Source organism: Pseudomonas sp. P7759, from assembly GCF_013386445.1.
Taxonomy (GTDB): Bacteria; Pseudomonadota; Gammaproteobacteria; order Pseudomonadales; family Pseudomonadaceae; genus Aquipseudomonas; species Aquipseudomonas azotoformans_A.
Map to the genome: position 1 here is coordinate 54,861 of NZ_JACART010000045.1, position 16,588 is coordinate 71,448.

Sequence of the window (16,588 nt, forward strand, 5' to 3'; positions counted from 1 at the left end):
TGCCTTTCCACCTCGTAGCCAGTTGTGCCGATGAATATCCCTAATCTGATCACCGTTCTACGCGTCCTGCTTATCCCGATTTTCATTCTGTTGTTCTATTTGCCGTACGAATGGAGCTATGCCGCCTCCAGCTCAGTGTTCGCCTTCGCGGCCGCCACCGACTGGCTCGACGGCTACCTGGCCCGCCGCCTGGAGCAGAGCACTCCGTTCGGCGCGTTCCTCGACCCGGTGGCCGACAAGCTGATGGTGGCTGTCGCCTTGGTCCTGCTGGTGCAGGAACACGGCAACCTGTGGCTCACACTGCCAGCCGCGGTGATCATTGGTCGCGAGATCGTCGTCTCGGCCCTGCGCGAATGGATGGCCGAAATCGGCGCCCGCGCTCACGTGGCCGTGTCCAACATGGGCAAGTGGAAAACCGCCGCGCAAATGCTTGCGCTGGTGATCCTGCTGGCCAACCCGTCGGACTTCTCGTTCTGGGTTCTGACTGGCTATGCCTTGCTGCTGATCGCGGCTGGCCTGACGCTGTGGTCTATGCTCCAGTACCTACGCGCTGCTTGGCCTCATCTGCGCACTACCGTTGAAAAGAAATAAAACTTTTTTGAATCAAAGGGTTGACCGGTTACGAGATTTCTATAGAATGCGCATCACCAAGCGGGAATAGCTCAGTTGGTAGAGCACGACCTTGCCAAGGTCGGGGTCGCGAGTTCGAGTCTCGTTTCCCGCTCCAAACATAGATCCACAGATGTCCACTGGGCGCTGGGATCCACGAAATAGACGCTTAGGCGTCTTTTTTCGTTATTTCGACTTCCATCGAAATCCACCCGATTCTGGACTGATTTTGTCCATAATCTTGTCCATCAAATGGGTGGGTTACGACATCGGATTGTCAGCGGAGCCCAGCGAATCATTTGCTGAACATCTAGCCCTGAATTCAACCTTCAGGAGGCTAGGAAATGGCTCTTTCAGACGCGGCCATTCGGCACGCAAAGCCTACAGGCACAGACTACACACTCGGCGATATCGATGGCCTCTCTTTGGCAGTTGGGTCTTCGGGTGGGCGTTCGTGGCACTTTCGCTTTACCTGGCACGGCGAGCAGACACGCATGTCTCTCGGTAACTGCCATCCCTACTGCGACCGTTACACGGTCATACTTAATTGTGGAAAGGTGGGTTGACATCGTGCTGAAACAGATCATAAGCAAGATGGCGCTAAAGCAGCCCATTTCGTTTAGCGAGTTCTGCCATTTCAATTAGGCCATTTATACGCAATTTTTGCTGCAGCCGGCTCCGATAGGTGCTTACTGTTTTACGGCTGAGATGCAACGACTCCGCAATTTCAGTATTGCTCTCCCCCCTTACTAAACTGCGCAGAACGTTCATTTCTCGCGACGACAGTTGGCTTATCATTTCGGCTTCAGTTGAAGAAAAATCTTGGCTGCGCACTGAGTTCAGCACGTCTTTTGAAAACCAAGTGTGGTCGCGCTTCAAGGCCATGCATGCGTCAAGTAGCTCGGTCATGTCGCTTGCCTTGCTCAAGTATCCACTGGCTCCGGCATGTGCACAGCGCACCGCGATCTCCTTGCTTACGACACCGGTCAGAACAAGTACACGGTAGTCCTTCGGCAGCGCCTTCAAGCGTTTCAAAACCCCGAGACCATCGAGTTTTGGAATGTCGATATCCAGGATAATGATGTCAGGATTGACCTCGTCAATCATCTGGAGTGCGGCCATGCCATCGCTGGCTTCGCCTACCACGTTGAAGCCATGCTGTTTCAGAAAGCCTCGCACGGCTGAGCGGACCACCGGGTGGTCATCAATTATTAATACGTTCATAGGTTTCTCGAAAATAATTCATTGTCGATGGCTGGATCCTGCGAGGCATTGACTTGGACGCGTTGGAGCAACAATTTCTCCAATGCCCGCAATTCGCTCAACAGCGTTATGACTTGCACTTGTACGTGTGTGCTATCGCCCTCGCTGGCATAGGCCTCTAGCATTTCGCAGGCGAGAACTACTTCGTGGGCGTCTACATATTTCGCGGCGCCTTTGATGCGATGTGTGAGCTTGGCTAGGCCTTTGTTGTCTTGCTGGCCGGCGAGCGCCTCAAGCACTAACACATCGGCTCGGTTTGCGTTTATCACCTCTTCTAGAAAGGCGTTGCGCTCCACAGGATCTTGTTTACTCATCGTGGCAGACACTGAGACAGCATCCAGTACTGCACCGGCCTGGCAGGTTTGAACCACTCGTTGATTCAACTCATCCAGGCTTATAGGCTTGAATAAGCAATCAGTCATGCCTGCGTCCTTGCACAACAGGACCACCTCCATCTGCGCATTGGCGGTCAGTCCTAACACGGGAACGGGTAAGCGACCAAGACTTTGTTCCCGCTTTCGCAACGTGCGGGTCAATGTAAACCCATCCATTTTAGGCATGTCGCAATCGGTGATGATCAGGTCATAGGCTGGCTGAGCTTGCTCCCATAGTGCCAGCGCAATATCGCCATCCTCGGCAGCATCCACAATGTGCCCCGAATATTCCAGTTGCTGACATAGCAATAGGCGATTCGCGGCATGGTCGTCGGCAATGAGGATTCGCATAGCAGAATTCGGTCCGCGATCCTCGATGCTCAAAGCGTCTTTTTCAACGCGCGAACATAACGGTAGATCAACCGTCAGGCTGAACGTTGAGCCGACACCCTGTTCACTTTCCACATGTAATTCGCTTGATAACAATTCGGCCAAGCGCCTAGAGATACTGAGGCCCAAACCGCTACCTGCACGAGCAAGGCTTTCGTTGCATACCTGAACAAATGGCTCATAGACCGCATGTTGCTCGGAGTGACTCATACCAAGGCCGGTATCGGAGACCTGTATCACGAACCGGCCTTTGCCGGGTTCCGGCGCATCCAGTTCCTGAAACAACGCCAGTTCGATGCTGCCTCGGGCGGTAAACTTAATGGCGTTACTCAACAGGTTGGAGACGATTTGCTTGAGCATCAGTGAGTCGATCAGTACGTGCTCATGCTGTACTTCGATCACCAGGTTCGCTTCGAGGTTTTTCTGCCGGGCGCTATGCTCGAACAGAAGGAACAAGGACTCCACCAATTCGACAATGGCCGTCGGGCGCGGATTAGGTTCCATTGCGCCTGATTCGATTTTTGACAGGTCTAAGATATCGCCGATCAGCGAAAGCAACGACTGGGCAGAGTCATGAGCCGCTCGGAGGGATTCACGCACTTGATCAGCACTGCCGCCGCGCCGCTGCAATAATTCGAGCAGTCCAACGATAGCGTTCATCGGTGTGCGGATTTCGTGACTCATACTTGCCAGGAAAATTGATTTTGAACGGTTGGCGGCGTCGGCCATTTCCTTTGCTTCGTGCAGTTCCTGCATCAATCTTTCGCGTTGAGTGATGTCTAGCCAGCCGCCGATGATGCCAATGATTTCCCCCACGGCATTTTTGAATGGGAGGGTCCAGTGGTAAACCCGGAACGGCTCACCTTCCACCAATATATCGAGATACGCAAAAGTGGGCGTGCCGTCGTGCAAGGTCCGCTCATATAGAGCGTGGTACTGCTGATTGAAGTCGGCGGTCATCACCGGGCTATCTGGCAAGCGCTTGCCGATCACTTGGTCACGGTCGGTTTTTAGAAACTCAAGGTATGCCTTGTTGCAGTGCAAGAGGCGCCCTTTTTCGTCTCGCACGTACAGTGCGACCGGAGATCCGTCAATCAAGGTGCGGGTGAACTCTAATTGGTCTCTGAGGGCGCGTTCTGCTTTTTGGCGCTGAATGATTTGTTTACGCAGGTAGCGGTTCCACAACAGAAATAGCAACACGCTAGCCGCAGCGCTACCTATGATGATGTAAATGAGGTCTTGGTAATTACTCCAGGAACTGGCGACGGTCGGTGCATAGTGGCTGCGCCAACGGTCGATCAGGCGCGACATGTCTTCGGGAGGAATATCCAGCAGTGCTTTGTCCAGAATACTTAGCAGCAGAGGTTGGTCCGGCGGAATAGCGATGGCGATTAGGGCGCTCTCGGGCCCTATGTTGGCACTGATCCGCAGGTCATTCTGGAAAAAATGTTTGATGAAATAATCGGTGCTGATTTGTGCGTTAACGCTGCCGTCTACTTTGCCTTCGTGAAGCAATTCGAGACCTCGTATTGCGGTTTTCGTCGGTACCAGTTTGATCTGTGGATACTGTGCATGCAGCCACGGGATCAGCGGGTTGTTCATTGGAATTGCTAATTGCTTGCCATTGAGTTCTGCTAAATCCAGCAATGTCGGGGCTGCTTTCTTTGACGCCACCACAAATGGGTTGACGAGATACGGTCGGGTGAACAGCAGCGTTTCTTGACGTTTCTCACCGATGCTCAGGGCGCCAATGACATCTGCTTGGTTGGTCTTGAGCATTTCATGGATGTCTTCCAGCGAATCACCGGCCACGAAGGCAAAGGTAATGCCAGTGCGTTTCTGAATCTGTTCAAAAATATCGACAGTCAGCCCTTGCAGGGTTTGTTTCTGATCGAAGAATGTCAACGGCGCGTAAGTGCCATTGGCCGCCACCCGAATCTTTTGATGTGTTGCGATCCACTTCTGTTCTGCCGATGTCAGGGCCAGCGGATTTTCGCGAAGAGCGTACTGAGAGCCTAGCCGCCAGCGGCTGGTGATGTGCAAGCGGCCTGCCAGTGGTATTGCCGTTAGCACCTGGTTGATGCCGTCCAGCAAGGCCGGTTGCTCAGCGCTTACGGCAAAACCGATATTGAACGCCGGAGCTCTTGCTTCTGCGCCTGCTACTGCTTGGTTGAAGTAGGCCCGCTTTATTAGATAGTCGGCCGATGCCGCATCGCTCCAAAGCGCATCCACCTGACCGTAGACGAGTGCGGCGAGTGCACTTTCCTGACGATCGTAGCGCTTCAATTCGGCCAGTGGATACTGCTCGCGTACCCGTTCCACTACGTTGGTATCACCTGCGATGCCTAATCGCCGACCGGCCAGATCGCCTTTGACATTCAAATCATCATTGGGTCTTTTGAGAATGACCGCGCGGTTGAGTAAGTACGGGCGGGATTTCAGAATGTCGGTACGTGCTGGCGAATCGCTCGTGTAGAGCGCGAGCATATCAACCTCGCCGCTTACCAGTGCTTGCTCGGCACTGTGACGGTCGGGGAACCGCTGGATAGATAAATTCACCTCAAAGCTTTGCTTCAGTACACCCAAGTAATCGGCGCTGAGGCCTTCGAAATGGTCGTTTTGATAAAGCATGTCGAATGGAGGGTAGGCCGCTTGCCCCCAAACGGCGACGCGCAATGTTTTGTGCTGTGCGAGCCAATCCTTGGTTGCAGGTGACAGTTCCGGAACCGGAGCGACCACCGGCGTGCGAACGGTTAAGTGCAGCGACGTGGGTTCGGCGCGTAAGGCCGGGCCCAAGAGCAGGCAGGCTACGAGGCTTAACAGTCTAAGTAGGTTGATTGGTTCTACCTCAATTCAAATCATTAGCGCCGGGTCAATCCAAATGGGGCGTGAATAACAGAAGCCACTATTTGGATGTGCTGAACAGTAAAGCCGATGGGGGGCTTTTTGACTACCCGTCCTAGAGGCGTCGGGAAGGTAAGCCATGCATCGCAAAAGATGTTTTTATCCCGGGCTGTTAATGCGTCGATGACCGTGACGCCTTGATTCATAAGGCGCGGACTGTTCTGAGGAAAGGCGTAGGGCGATTTCGTAGGACGCGATCTGCTTTTTTGTAGGACAAATCCTCTGTGCGTTGTGGGCGTTTGGACGGTGAGTTGATGTTGGATGCCTACATTCGGCGCGCCGCTCGATCTCTATCTTTGCTGCACCTGCCGGATGCAGGTCAACCCATTTGAATGAGATCTTCATTATGAAAAATGTTTCCCTGCTTGCGCTGGCTGTTGCGGCCGTTATGTCCACCAGCGCTTTCGCTGAAACCGGCACCCTGAACTTCACCGGTAACCTGAACACCTCCACATGCACCATCGCTCCAGGCGGCGATGCCGGTGCTGGCGCTGCCGCTGGCGTAATTGACGTTGATATGGGCGATGTTTCGTTCGACGACCTGGCCACAGTCGCCGGTGGTACTGTCAGCGCTGCGTTCACCGACATCGACCTCGGCCTGTCTTGCACTGCTGCCGGAGCTAACACCGCCGTAGTGATGAGCTTTGACCCACAAGGCGGTACCGGTCTGGATACCATGGATAACCGCCTGCTGGGTCTGGCCGCTGGTGGCGCAACCGGCGCTGGTATTGCGTTGGTTGACGGTACCAATCAGATCATCGATCTGGGTGCAAACGGCGAGATTCGTGCCCCCCTGACGGTTGATGCAGGTACTGGTGTAGGTACTGCCGACTTGGCACTGCGTGCTAGCTATGTTGGCAACGGTGATGCTCAGGCTGCCGGTGTGGCCAACGCCAGTCTGCCGTTCCTGCTCTCTTACGAGTGATTGATGTCCTAAGTGCTGGATAACTCCTTCCCCTTCCATAATCTGAAGGGGAAGGTAGTTGATTTGTTTAATATCAGTGTAACGGTTTCATGGCTGGTAGTTGAGGTGTTTGGCATTACTGGAATTAAACTGTGCCTACTGAGTAGAAAGTCGACGTAATAATTATTGATTGGTGATTGTAATGCTGCGCTATCTTGTAATTTTGAATTTATTTGTTTTTCTTTTATTTAGCGGCGTGGCGCGGGCAGATTATGGGCACAATCCGTGTACATTGGGGCCTGTGACAAGTACGTTTAATGTTACTTCTGACCCGGCACTAGCAAATATTGGCGATTTGATTGGGGTGTATACGATTGAAGGGTCAGTAGTAGAGTGTGGTCCTGCAATAACAGTCAGTACGGTCGCATATTTTATGGGACAGCAAGCTGTAGATCCTTTATCTCCTGGCAATAATTATAGATGTCAGACAACTGTAAGTGGAGTTGCTTACGAAGCGGCTCGTCCTGTTGGTGAAAATAGTTGCGATGCTGAGAGCGTTGCTGGTGCTGAACGTTTCCGCCGCGGGCCACTAATTGCACGGGTTCCTTTAACACCTTTTGTCTTTCCAAAGAACTTCTCAGTGTCTTACAATATTGTAAAAACGGGCAATATTCCAGCAGGTCCTAATGTGCTTGGTCCGTTAAATTTATCTATTATTGCAGCCGGTGTTAACGGCGGCCTTGCCACATTCTTGGATCAAAATGCTGGTACTCTTACTCCCGGTGAGATTATCGGAACTACTTGCTCGTTGGCGACTACCTTAGTTCCTGTTGATTTTGGGGATGCGACGATTGGGGATACGGAGTCTTTTGCTATTAGCTTTAATAGTTGTACCGATCAGCAAGACGCCGTGGCCTATAACAATGCTGTATCGCTGGAGTTTAGCTCAGGTCAAACGATTCAGTCTGATGGATCAGCACTGCTTAACTGTGTGGGTACCGATTGTGCGAAAGGCCTTCAAATTGAGTTGCAAGATGGCAATGGATCGCCAATAAATTTGATGGCGCCTTATAAGCTCTCTACCAATAACCCTGTCATAGGGGCTAATGGTTTAGATTATACGTTCAATGCGCAGCTGCAAGCGAATCCAGCTGAACCTTTGGGTGGTGGAAAAATCGATACTCAGTTGGTATTCAACACCATAATTGAGTGATTCGGGCTTTGTTGATGTGGTGCTTTATTCACCACTCGCGGTGCGCAAGTTTGAGCGTTGTTTAATGACGGGATAGGTTAAGTTTATGTGGTTTAATTTTTCAGGGTTATTGCTTGTTCTGCTTTCATTGTCCTTTATACCATCTGCTCATGCAGGCATTGCATTGGGTCAGACTCGAGTAATTTTCGAGGCCAAGAATAAAGAGGAAAACATCACCGTTCGCAACGGATCCGATCTTCCAATCTTGGTGCAGTCCTGGCTCGACGGCGGCAAAGGTACTGATACCAACGTCCCATTTGCTGTTACGCCTCCCTTGGCCAAGCTAGGTGGTAAAGGTCAACAGCTGTTGCGAATTCTTTTCAAAGGCAGCGGTGTACCTCAGGACCGTGAATCGGTTGTCTGGCTGAACGTACAAGAGATCCCGGCCGAAACCGGCGGCAAGAATACTTTGCAGATTGCCGTACGCCAGCGAATCAAAGTTTTCTATCGTCCCGCCAATTTGGTCGGTGAAGTTAAAGATGCGCCTTCCAGCCTGCAATGGACGCTGGATAAAGGCGGCAAGAGCCTGAGCGTCTACAACCCAAGTGCCTACCACGTTTCTACTTTGCAGATGAAGCTGGGGCTGGGCGAACAAGGGGCCGTGGTGACAGAGCGTCAGATGATTGCACCTGGGGAAAAGATGATTTTTCCGTTGGCCCATGCCATCGCCAGTACAAAGGCCGAGTTAAGTTTTACCAGTATCAACGACTGGGGTGGACAGCAAGCCTTCAAAGCGTCCCTGCAATCTGGCATCAGCGCACAAGCGCAGTTAGTTACCCAGTAACATCAATTTATGAACTGAGTCGTGTGATAACGCGAGTTATTACTGCGGGTTTTGTTGTCTCGAATAAGCTGAATTCAGGTTTTCATCATGAGCAAAAAAGCGAAACGCCTCGTCGTTAATCAAAGTATGCAGGCTCCACTCTGGCGGCTGTCTCAACTTTCCCTCGCTATGGCATTAGGGCTTTCGGGGCAGGCTTTTGCACAGGGTGAAAGCACTAAACAAATTCCGTTGCTTGCTTACAATACGGCCTTTATCCAAGGCCTGGGGCAACCAGAAGACCTCAAGCAGTTCATTGAAGGCAACAGTATATTGCCCGGTACTTATCGGGTGGATATTCACGTCAACCGTGCGTTAAGTGGTCGTCAGGACGTGATGTTCGAACAGCGTTCTGGCGGCGAAGTCAGCCCTTGCCTGACCTTCGAAATGTTGCGCAACCTAGGCTTGGATATGGATGCCCTGGTCAGCGCTGGGAAGTTAGACGCCAATCTTGCGCCCACTACCTGCATTGATCTCAAGGCGATCATTCCCGAAGCGAACGTCGATTATGAGCCCAACCTATTGCGGTTGAATATCAACGTCCCCCAGGTCACCATGTCCCGTGCTTCTCGGGGCTATATCGACGCGGCTCTCTGGGATGAAGGTGTGACGGCCGCATTCAGCAACTACAGCCTCAGTGGCAGTCGTCGCAAGACGGATGGCCGCAACAATGACTCAATGTTCCTGAACATGCGCAATGGTGTAAACATCGGCCCTTGGCGTTTGCGCAACGAGTCCAGCTATTCGGACACCAGTTACGGTAAAGGCGAGTTCAACAGCAACCGTAACTACGCTCAGCGTGACATCACCAGTTTGAAAAGTCAGTTGACCCTCGGTGAGACTTATACCAACTCGGATATTTTCGACAGCGTGCGTTTCCGCGGTGCGCAACTGGGGTCGGATTTGGCAATGTTGCCAGAGAGTGAGCGTGGTTATGCGCCAGTGATACGCGGCGTCGCTAATAGCAACGCCACGGTTGAGGTCAAACAGAACGGTTACGTGCTCTACAACACTAACGTTTCCGCCGGTCCGTTCGAGCTGACCGACATTTACCCCACAGGCTCCAATGGTGACCTGGAGATTGTCATTACCGAGGCTGATGGCCAGGTCCGCACCTTTACCCAAGCATTCGCCTCGTTGCCGGTAATGACCCGTAAAGGGACTTACCGCTACAGTCTGGACGTGGGCCAATACGACGACCAGCGCGAAGATAGCGAAAAGCCGCTGTTGGGCACCGGTAATCTGGTGTATGGCCTGACTGACGACGTCACGGTGTTCGGCGGTGTAATGCTCAGTGACGGTTTCAGCGCCGCCAATGGAGGTGCGGGCTTCAACACGCCTTTGGGTGCGGTGTCGTTGGACGCCACCCAGTCCAGTAGCAAAACTCGCCAGGGCAATAACGCCGGGCAAAGTGTGCGCTTTCTTTACAGCAAGACCCTGTCGGACACCAGTACCACCTTCACCTTGGCAGGTTACCGTTATTCCACAGAGGGCTACCGCACCCTGGATGAGCATGTTGATGACGACAGGCGCGACGTGTGGAATCAACCCCGTGGGCGCGCGCGCTCCAAGTTCAATCTGACCGTCAACCAAAGTCTTGGGCGTGAGTTGGGTTCTTTGTACCTCTCGGCCAGCGATCAGGATTACTGGAATCTCACCGGTCGTACTCGTACTTTGCAGGCTGGTTACAATGGCCACTGGCAAAGCGTGAACTACTCGTTGAACTTGTCTCACTCTCGTTATGCTGACAACTTCAGCCGAGGTTACAACTCGGGCACCACTCGGGACAGAGACACCCAAGTGTCGGTAAGTGTCTCCTTTCCGTTCGGCAGCGAATCCCGTGCCCCGCGCGCCAACCTCTACGCCACCCACGACAGTAATGGCAGCAGCACTCGCGGCAGTGTCAGCGGGTATGTGGCCGGGCGGGACGACCTGACCTATTCGGTGGGCGGGGGCAGAACGGCCACGGGTGAAACCAGTGGCGAAGGCAACATTAGCGCGAAGACTCCTTACGCCAACGTCGGCGCCGGTTACAGTCAGGGTTCAAATTACAAGACGGTTAACGTAAGTGCCCGTGGCTCGGTGGTGGCACACGGTGGCGGTATCAACTTCGGCCAACCAGTGGGCGAAACTTTCACCCTGGCCGAAGTGGAAAACACCGCCGGTGTGAAGGTCGGCAACTACGCCGGGATTAAAACTGCCGGCAACGGCTACGCGATCATTCCCAACGCACAGCCGTACCGGGGTAATTGGGTCAACTTGAACACCCAGGACTTGGGCGCTGACGTTGATCTTGAAAGCACCAGCCAGCAAGTCATTCCCCGTCGAGGTGCGATCACCAAAGCCAGTTTCAAGGCTAAAACGGGTAGGCGCTTGGAGGCAAGGTTCACCCAAGCCGACGGCACAAAAGTCCCATTCGGTGCGGTAGTTGAAGACGACGCAGGCCGACAATTGGCTATCGTTGATCCACAGCAAGCAGCCTTGGTACTGCTAGAAAAACCAGAAGGTTTGCTCAAAGTGAAATGGGGTGAGAAAACCTGTTCTGCTGCCTATTCCCTGGCCGATACCAAAGCTGGCGAAAATTACCAAAGCCAAACCCTGACTTGCCAATAAACGATTCCCCCTCCTTTCGCGCCAGCATGCTGGCGCTTTTTTTATGATCGTCATGAAGGCTGAAATGAGACTTTTACTGATTGAAGAAAACGCCTTCATGGCATATGAGGTCCAAAACTGCGTCAACTTATTAGGTATCTTTTCTATTGGGCTGTACTCCACTGTGGATGATGCATTACGAGACCCGCTGCGCTCTAGGGAACCCTATGACATTGTGTTATTACGCCAAGGCGTTGACCCTCTACAGGACCTGATTCACCTCCATGAACTACACAAGAAGGTGGGGGCCGAGCACATTTTTCTGACGGGCATTTATGGGCGCTTACAACAAAAGGCATTACTACAAGCCACGGTGTCGTTGGGGTTGCCACTGCATGACATCTTGCGTTTACCTCTAAAACAACCTGCGTTGCATTGCGCCTTGCTACCCTATCTGACGTTTGAATGCCTTGCTGCTGTGAGGCATTACTGATGGGCGGCACCGTCACTTGGCTAGACTCGAGGTTGTTGCTCAAGCAAGTAATCCCGCTTTATCAACCGATCATTGAGCTGGAGACGTCCCGCGTTGTCGCGTTTGAAGCCCTCGCTCGCTGGCTCCCGCTCCGGGGGAGGCCTGTTTCCCCCGAAGTGTTTATTCCGGCAGCTAGAAAGGCAGGCGTACTGGATGAACTTACGTTGGTTATATGCCAGTACGTGTCTCGCAATATTACCTCGCTTGGTGTGATCAGCATCAATCTGGAGCTGTCGCAATTAGGCAATATGGCACTGCTCGAATGTATCGGCGAACTGATTGGCAAGGAGAGTTTGAAACAACTGCAAGTTGAAGTTACAGAAGCAGGAGTGGCAGATGTTGATTTTGCTAGGGTCCGAGAAGGTATGGACTATTTTAAAAAACAGGGTGTGGGCTTTTCGCTGGATGACTTTGGTAACGGGTTATCTAATTTACAGCGTTTGTGTGAGTTGCCCATTGATACACTGAAAATTCCTAGTAATTTGGTCGTCGGTATGGCGACCCAGATAAAGAGTTTTGCGTGTGTTGAGGTCGTTATGAGCCTGGCCGAAAAATTGAAATTAAAGACCGTCGCCGAAGGAGTTGAGAACTCATATCAATGCCAGGTGTTGAAAACGATGGGTTGCACTATGGTGCAAGGTAACTGGTGTTCCAAACCGCTAAATGCTCAGCGCGCCGCCGACTACATACAAGTGTGTTCGGCCGAAGTTTGATATCGATTCCTCGCTTTGTGTATTTTCGCAGCTTTGGTTAGAAACCTATCATTTCGAATGCCGCTTGTTTCCGCAGAATTTCACTGTAAAAAGGTTGTGGACATTCAACGAACCACCCGCTTCAAAAAGGTCACAGGGAATGAGATCGCTAGAAAACAATCCGCCACGGTTCACACGTATTCCGCTGGCCGCGATCGGCGTCGGGCTAGGCCTTGCCGTTGCCCTCTGTATAACCGGCAAAGGCCCGTTCTTCCTGGAGAACTTTGCATACGCCTGGTTGCCGCAAGCGGCGGTGCTTGGCGTGGCGTTGTTGTTCAAGGCGTCACGAGGTTCGTTGGGGGGAATGGCTGCTGCCATGGGGCTATACCTGTTCCTTTTCGACCTCTGGGTCACAGACTCCATGGGTTGGCTTTTTTACTTATTTAGCTTTCCCGGCGTCCTCATCGGCGCACTGCTTGGCATTGTTTTCAGCCCCTCGCGGAAGTTGTTCGAGGCGCCGGCAGCGTTTGTGTGGGTGGTTCTCGGCATCGTAGTGAATTTGGCGGCCTTGACCATTACGGTCACGTGAGACGTCTCGCTCATGAAGGGCCAATTTTGGCCGGTAGCTGTCTGTTGCAGGGAAGCGAGGATAGCGGCCGCTTGCGGCGTGGCGCGCGATTGCTGGCCCTGCATGAGTGATGTCACAATGTCGCGCCACGCCTTGCACGCTCAACCACGAGCGCGATTCACGGACTTTCACGATGCCCAGCCTCTGTTGCTGCTTTAACACGCTCGACCGGCCGGAGAGACTTCTGTTGGTTCGGCTGCGTCGACTGCTGTGTTTTGTGTTGCTCTCGGCTCAGGCTGCGTGGGCGAGTCCGGTCACTCAACAGAATGGTGCTGAACAGGTTATTGATGTACAGCTGCGTTGGAAGCATCAGTTCCAGTTCGCGGGCTACTACGCCGCCATCGCCCAGGGCTATTACCGCGAAGAAGGGCTGGACGTGCGCTTGCACGAAGGTGGCCCCAAAGTCACACCGGTCGAAGAAGTGCTCTCTGGGCGTGCCCAATACGGCGAAGCCAATAGTGAATTGCTCTACGCACGCCTGCATGGAAAGCCCTTGGTCGCGCTGGCGGTGATTTTTCAGCACTCACCTTCCGTGCTCGTGGCTCGCACAGACCAGGGTGTTCGCACTGTGCACGACCTGATCGGCAAGCCGGTGATGCTGATGGATGCGCAGACAGATGCGGACTTTCTGGCGATGTTCCGTAGCGAGGGTATACCCCTCGAAAAACTACAACTGCTACCCAGCAGTTTTCAAATCGGGGATCTGGCCAGCGGTAAAGTGACGGCGTTCAACTCGTACCTGACCAACGAGCCCTTCTACCTGCAACAGCGGGGCGTGGAATACAACATCATCTCGCCCGTCACCTACGGGATCGACTTCTACAGCGACATCCTGTTCACCAGCCAGGCCGAGATTGACGAGCATCCACAGCGGGTCGAGGCCTTCCGCCGCGCTACCCTGCGCGGCTGGCGTTACGCGATGGATAACCCCGAGCAAATCATAGACCTGCTGCTCGACCAGTATTCGGTGGAGAAAAGTCGCGCGCACTTGCAATTCGAAGCTCAGGCCATGCGTCCGCTGGTGGTATCTGACCTGATCGAGATCGGCCATATGAACCCAGGGCGCTGGCAACGTATGGCTGAAACTTTCCTCGAACTGGGCATGGTCGACACTATCGCCGGTCTGGAAAACTTCATCTACGATCCCAACCCGCCGCAACTCGTCGAGCGGCTGCGCAAGACCATTGTTCTGATCAGCATCGGCTCTGTGCTTGTCCTGGTATTCGCTCTGGTTCTGTTGAATGCCCAGCGGCATCTACGCAACGAGATCAAGTTGCGCAAACTTGCTGAAGAGGAAGTACGCAAGCTGGCTTTCTATGACAGCCTGACGGGCTTACCCAATCGCAATAGTTTTATTCCCTTCGCTAGTCAGAGGCTGCTTGACGCAAAGAATCGTGGAGAGCATCTGGCCCTGTGCTATATCGACTTGAACCACTTCAAGCAGATCAATGATCGTTATGGCCATCAGGCGGGCGATGCCATGCTGATCCACGCCGCCTCGGCGATCAAATCCAATATTGGCGAGTTCGAAATAGCTGCGCGCATGGGCGGTGATGAATTTATCGTGCTGCTCGACGGTGCGCATCACAGAAGCGATATCCAGCGCATCACAGGTGAAATCTGCGAAGCCGTCGCCTTGCCCATTCCATGGGAAAACAGCCAGATCAAGGTTAGTGCCAGCCTAGGGGTGGCGTGGTATCCGGAAGATGGTGAAGGCCTCGACGATTTGATTTTCAAGGCTGACACCGCCATGTTCCAAAGCAAAGCCAGTATCGCTGCGCAGGCTTGAAGCTGCTGCGCGATGCCCCTGCGAAAAGACTGGGTGGTTAGAAACCAGTGTGCCACTGCGGTGTGCGTGTGCGTCGCCCTTGGTCAACGGTCTATAAGGAGAACCGCCGCATCGTGACGCGCTTCGACAAACTCGCGAAAAGTTACGCGGCGCTGGTTTCGCTGGCCTGTGCTATGCGGTGTTTACGACATTACTTTTCGTACAGAGCCTAGGGCCTGGCGGTGTGATGGGACCGCTCACCGAGTCGATCAACAGCCCACGTAGCCACGTCTGCGCAGGGTCGTGATGGGTGCGCTCATGCCAAGCCACTGTCTTGCTGAACCCCGGAATTTCAAGCGGTGGCTCAAACACCGCCAGGCCTTCGGCATGCTGCGCCAGGCGCCGAGGCACGACGGCGATCAGGTCACTGCTGCGCAAGATATCGGGCAGCACCAGGAAGCTGTTTACCGAGACCGTTACCCGTCGTGACTGGCCGATGTGGGCCAGCGCCTGGTCGGTCACCCCTTGGAACCCGCCACCGGAGAGCGAGACCAGTGCATGGTCAAGGGCGCAGAAGCGCTCCAGCGTCAGGCTTTTGCCCGTTGCATCCGGATGATCTGCACGCATCACGCACACATAGCGCTCCTCAAACAACGCCGCCGCGTGCAGGCCCGGCGCGGTGCTGTCCGGGGTGACGAGGGCCAGGTCGATATCGCCGCGTTCCAGTTGGCCGGGCAGTTGCTGCGCATCCACCGGTTGCACGGCCACGCGGATATTCGGCGCCTGGACGCGCAGGGCGCTGAGGAACGGCACGACTACGGCACGCAAGGCGTAGTCGGTCGAGGCGATCGAGATCGTCATCTCCGCCGTGGCCGGGTCGAAGGCATGCGGTCGCAGCAGGTGTTCAATATCGCCAAGCAGTTGCTTGACCGGCGCGGCCAGTTGCTCGGCACGCAAGGTCGGCACCATGCCGCGCTGGGCGCGCACGAACAACGGGTCATCAAAACTTTCTCGCAGACGAGTGAGCATGCCGCTCACGGCCGGCTGGGTCAGCGACAGGCGCTCGGCGGCGCGGGTGACGCTGCGTTCGTCGAGCAGGGCATCGAGGGTTTTGAGCAAGTTGAAGTCGAGGTGTCTGATATCAGGATTCATGATGCTCTAGATAAAAGATGGCGATTGGCGTTATTTCACGCTAGCACCGACCATGGCGCCCGTCCATTACCTCAGAGTGCTGATCATGCATGAGATTGTCTGGCCAGAAGGCTACCTGCCTGGCTTCACCGAAAACTTCGTCTCCAATGAAATCATCGTCGCGGGCCTCACCGCGGCCGAGATCTGGCCGTTGTTGAGCCATGCAGCAAGGTGGCCGACGTACTACGCCAACTCGGCAAACGTGCGCTTGCATGATGGGCCACGCCCTGAGTTGCAGGACGGAACGCGCTTCTACTTTGAAACCTTCGGCTTTCCGGTGGAGGCGCAGTGCAATGAGTGTGTTGCGCCCGTAGCTGGGCAGCCGGGGCGAATCGCTTGGCACGGTTGGGCAGGTGAGGGCGATACGCGTCTGGATGTACACCATGCGTGGCTGATCGAGGATCTATCCCAAGGTCGAGTGCGCATCCTGACCCAGGAAACCCAGAAGGGTAAGCCGGCTGCGGAGCTGGCGATGACGCGGCCAAACCCAATGATCAATGGGCATCAGGATTGGCTGGATGGGTTGGTCAGGGCTGCGCGTGAGGCGAACACTTTGGTACTGATGCCCCTCACGCCCCCGACCCTTGCTTAATTGAAGGTGTTGCATAAAACACAGTCGAGTTAACAATGCTGCAGGAAGATGGATTCATCTCTGTAGGTGCGTTCTGA

At 53.9% G+C, this 16,588-nt stretch carries 13 protein-coding genes, 1 tRNA gene and 2 pseudogenes; 13 read left to right on the plus strand and 3 right to left on the minus strand.

What is annotated here, in order from left to right; genetic code table 11:
- Positions 1-30: 30 nt before the first annotated feature.
- The 3 genes and pseudogenes from pgsA to HX823_RS32060 all read left to right on the plus strand — a co-directional run.
- A complete protein-coding gene (pgsA, locus tag HX823_RS25545; protein WP_003232771.1) occupies positions 31-591 on the plus strand; it encodes a CDP-diacylglycerol--glycerol-3-phosphate 3-phosphatidyltransferase in 561 nt (186 codons plus the stop codon).
- 60 nt (positions 592-651) lie between these two features.
- A tRNA-Gly gene (locus tag HX823_RS25550) sits at positions 652-727 on the plus strand.
- A 226-nt stretch (positions 728-953) separates the two neighbouring features.
- Positions 954-1,115, plus strand: a pseudogene (locus HX823_RS32060) (Arm DNA-binding domain-containing protein); the annotation flags it as partial.
- Positions 1,116-1,209: 94 nt separating this feature from the next.
- On the opposite strand, the gene HX823_RS25555 reads toward HX823_RS32060, so the two are convergent.
- Both HX823_RS25555 and HX823_RS25560 read right to left on the minus strand, forming a co-directional pair.
- The gene (locus HX823_RS25555) at positions 1,210-1,833 is read right to left on the minus strand and encodes a response regulator transcription factor (protein WP_177077253.1); all 624 of its coding nucleotides are present in this window, start codon (positions 1,831-1,833) and stop codon (positions 1,210-1,212) included.
- Positions 1,830-5,375, minus strand: a complete 3,546-nt coding sequence (locus HX823_RS25560) for a transporter substrate-binding domain-containing protein (RefSeq protein WP_177077255.1) — start codon at positions 5,373-5,375, stop codon at positions 1,830-1,832. The genes HX823_RS25555 and HX823_RS25560 overlap by 4 nt, the downstream gene beginning before the upstream one ends.
- A 511-nt stretch (positions 5,376-5,886) precedes the next feature.
- Between HX823_RS25560 and HX823_RS25565 the strand changes: the two genes are divergently transcribed.
- From HX823_RS25565 to HX823_RS25605, 9 genes and pseudogenes are all read left to right on the plus strand, one after another.
- Positions 5,887-6,465: a fimbrial protein gene (locus HX823_RS25565; protein WP_177077257.1), complete on the plus strand. Its 579-nt coding sequence runs from the start codon at positions 5,887-5,889 to the stop codon at positions 6,463-6,465.
- A 181-nt stretch (positions 6,466-6,646) separates the two neighbouring features.
- Positions 6,647-7,657: a fimbrial protein gene (locus tag HX823_RS25570; RefSeq protein WP_177077259.1), complete on the plus strand. Its 1,011-nt coding sequence runs from the start codon at positions 6,647-6,649 to the stop codon at positions 7,655-7,657.
- A gap of 85 nt (positions 7,658-7,742) precedes the next feature.
- Positions 7,743-8,480 (plus strand): molecular chaperone, encoded by a 738-nt coding sequence (locus HX823_RS25575; RefSeq protein ID WP_177077261.1) that lies wholly within the window; start codon positions 7,743-7,745, stop codon positions 8,478-8,480.
- Between the two features lie 87 nt (positions 8,481-8,567).
- Positions 8,568-11,129, plus strand: a complete 2,562-nt coding sequence (locus HX823_RS25580) for a fimbria/pilus outer membrane usher protein (RefSeq protein ID WP_256350253.1) — start codon at positions 8,568-8,570, stop codon at positions 11,127-11,129.
- A 43-nt stretch (positions 11,130-11,172) separates the two neighbouring features.
- The gene (locus tag HX823_RS25585) at positions 11,173-11,601 is read left to right on the plus strand and encodes a hypothetical protein (protein WP_177077263.1); all 429 of its coding nucleotides are present in this window, start codon (positions 11,173-11,175) and stop codon (positions 11,599-11,601) included.
- Positions 11,601-12,353: an EAL domain-containing protein gene (locus tag HX823_RS25590; RefSeq protein WP_177077265.1), complete on the plus strand. Its 753-nt coding sequence runs from the start codon at positions 11,601-11,603 to the stop codon at positions 12,351-12,353. The genes HX823_RS25585 and HX823_RS25590 overlap by 1 nt, the downstream gene beginning before the upstream one ends.
- 139 nt (positions 12,354-12,492) lie before the next feature.
- Complete coding sequence (locus HX823_RS25595) at positions 12,493-12,921, plus strand: hypothetical protein (protein ID WP_177077267.1); 429 nt, start codon at positions 12,493-12,495, stop codon at positions 12,919-12,921.
- 172 nt (positions 12,922-13,093) lie between these two features.
- Complete coding sequence (locus HX823_RS25600) at positions 13,094-14,749, plus strand: GGDEF domain-containing protein (protein ID WP_256350254.1); 1,656 nt, start codon at positions 13,094-13,096, stop codon at positions 14,747-14,749.
- A gap of 95 nt (positions 14,750-14,844) precedes the next feature.
- Positions 14,845-14,961 (plus strand): annotated as a pseudogene (locus HX823_RS25605) (IS5/IS1182 family transposase); the annotation flags it as partial.
- On the opposite strand, the gene HX823_RS25610 reads toward HX823_RS25605, so the two are convergent.
- Positions 14,921-15,880 (minus strand): LysR family transcriptional regulator, encoded by a 960-nt coding sequence (locus HX823_RS25610; protein ID WP_177077269.1) that lies wholly within the window; start codon positions 15,878-15,880, stop codon positions 14,921-14,923. The pseudogene HX823_RS25605 and the gene HX823_RS25610 overlap by 41 nt on opposite strands.
- 85 nt (positions 15,881-15,965) lie before the next feature.
- Here HX823_RS25610 and HX823_RS25615 point away from each other — a divergent pair, with 85 nt between their 5' ends.
- Positions 15,966-16,511 carry an SRPBCC domain-containing protein gene (locus tag HX823_RS25615; protein ID WP_177077271.1) on the plus strand — a complete coding sequence of 182 codons (546 nt, stop codon included), beginning with the start codon at positions 15,966-15,968 and terminating at the stop codon, positions 16,509-16,511.
- Positions 16,512-16,588: the final 77 nt, after the last annotated feature.

What these genes read in the sequence shown, in the direction of transcription:
- HX823_RS25615 (WP_177077271.1), top strand. Translation starts at nt 15,966, where the DNA reads ATGCATGAGATTGTCTGGCCAGAAGGCTACCTGCCTGGCTTCACCGAA.
- pgsA (WP_003232771.1), top strand. Translation starts at nt 31, where the DNA reads ATGAATATCCCTAATCTGATCACCGTTCTACGCGTCCTGCTTATCCCG.
- HX823_RS25600 (WP_256350254.1), top strand. Translation starts at nt 13,094, where the DNA reads ATGCCCAGCCTCTGTTGCTGCTTTAACACGCTCGACCGGCCGGAGAGA.
- HX823_RS25585 (WP_177077263.1), top strand. Translation starts at nt 11,173, where the DNA reads ATGATCGTCATGAAGGCTGAAATGAGACTTTTACTGATTGAAGAAAAC.
- HX823_RS25565 (WP_177077257.1), top strand. Translation starts at nt 5,887, where the DNA reads ATGAAAAATGTTTCCCTGCTTGCGCTGGCTGTTGCGGCCGTTATGTCC.
- HX823_RS25595 (WP_177077267.1), top strand. Translation starts at nt 12,493, where the DNA reads ATGAGATCGCTAGAAAACAATCCGCCACGGTTCACACGTATTCCGCTG.
- HX823_RS25580 (WP_256350253.1), top strand. Translation starts at nt 8,568, where the DNA reads ATGAGCAAAAAAGCGAAACGCCTCGTCGTTAATCAAAGTATGCAGGCT.
- HX823_RS25555 (WP_177077253.1), bottom strand. Translation starts at nt 1,833, where the DNA reads ATGAACGTATTAATAATTGATGACCACCCGGTGGTCCGCTCAGCCGTG.
- HX823_RS25575 (WP_177077261.1), top strand. Translation starts at nt 7,743, where the DNA reads ATGTGGTTTAATTTTTCAGGGTTATTGCTTGTTCTGCTTTCATTGTCC.
- HX823_RS25570 (WP_177077259.1), top strand. Translation starts at nt 6,647, where the DNA reads ATGCTGCGCTATCTTGTAATTTTGAATTTATTTGTTTTTCTTTTATTT.
- HX823_RS25590 (WP_177077265.1), top strand. Translation starts at nt 11,601, where the DNA reads ATGGGCGGCACCGTCACTTGGCTAGACTCGAGGTTGTTGCTCAAGCAA.
- HX823_RS25610 (WP_177077269.1), bottom strand. Translation starts at nt 15,880, where the DNA reads ATGAATCCTGATATCAGACACCTCGACTTCAACTTGCTCAAAACCCTC.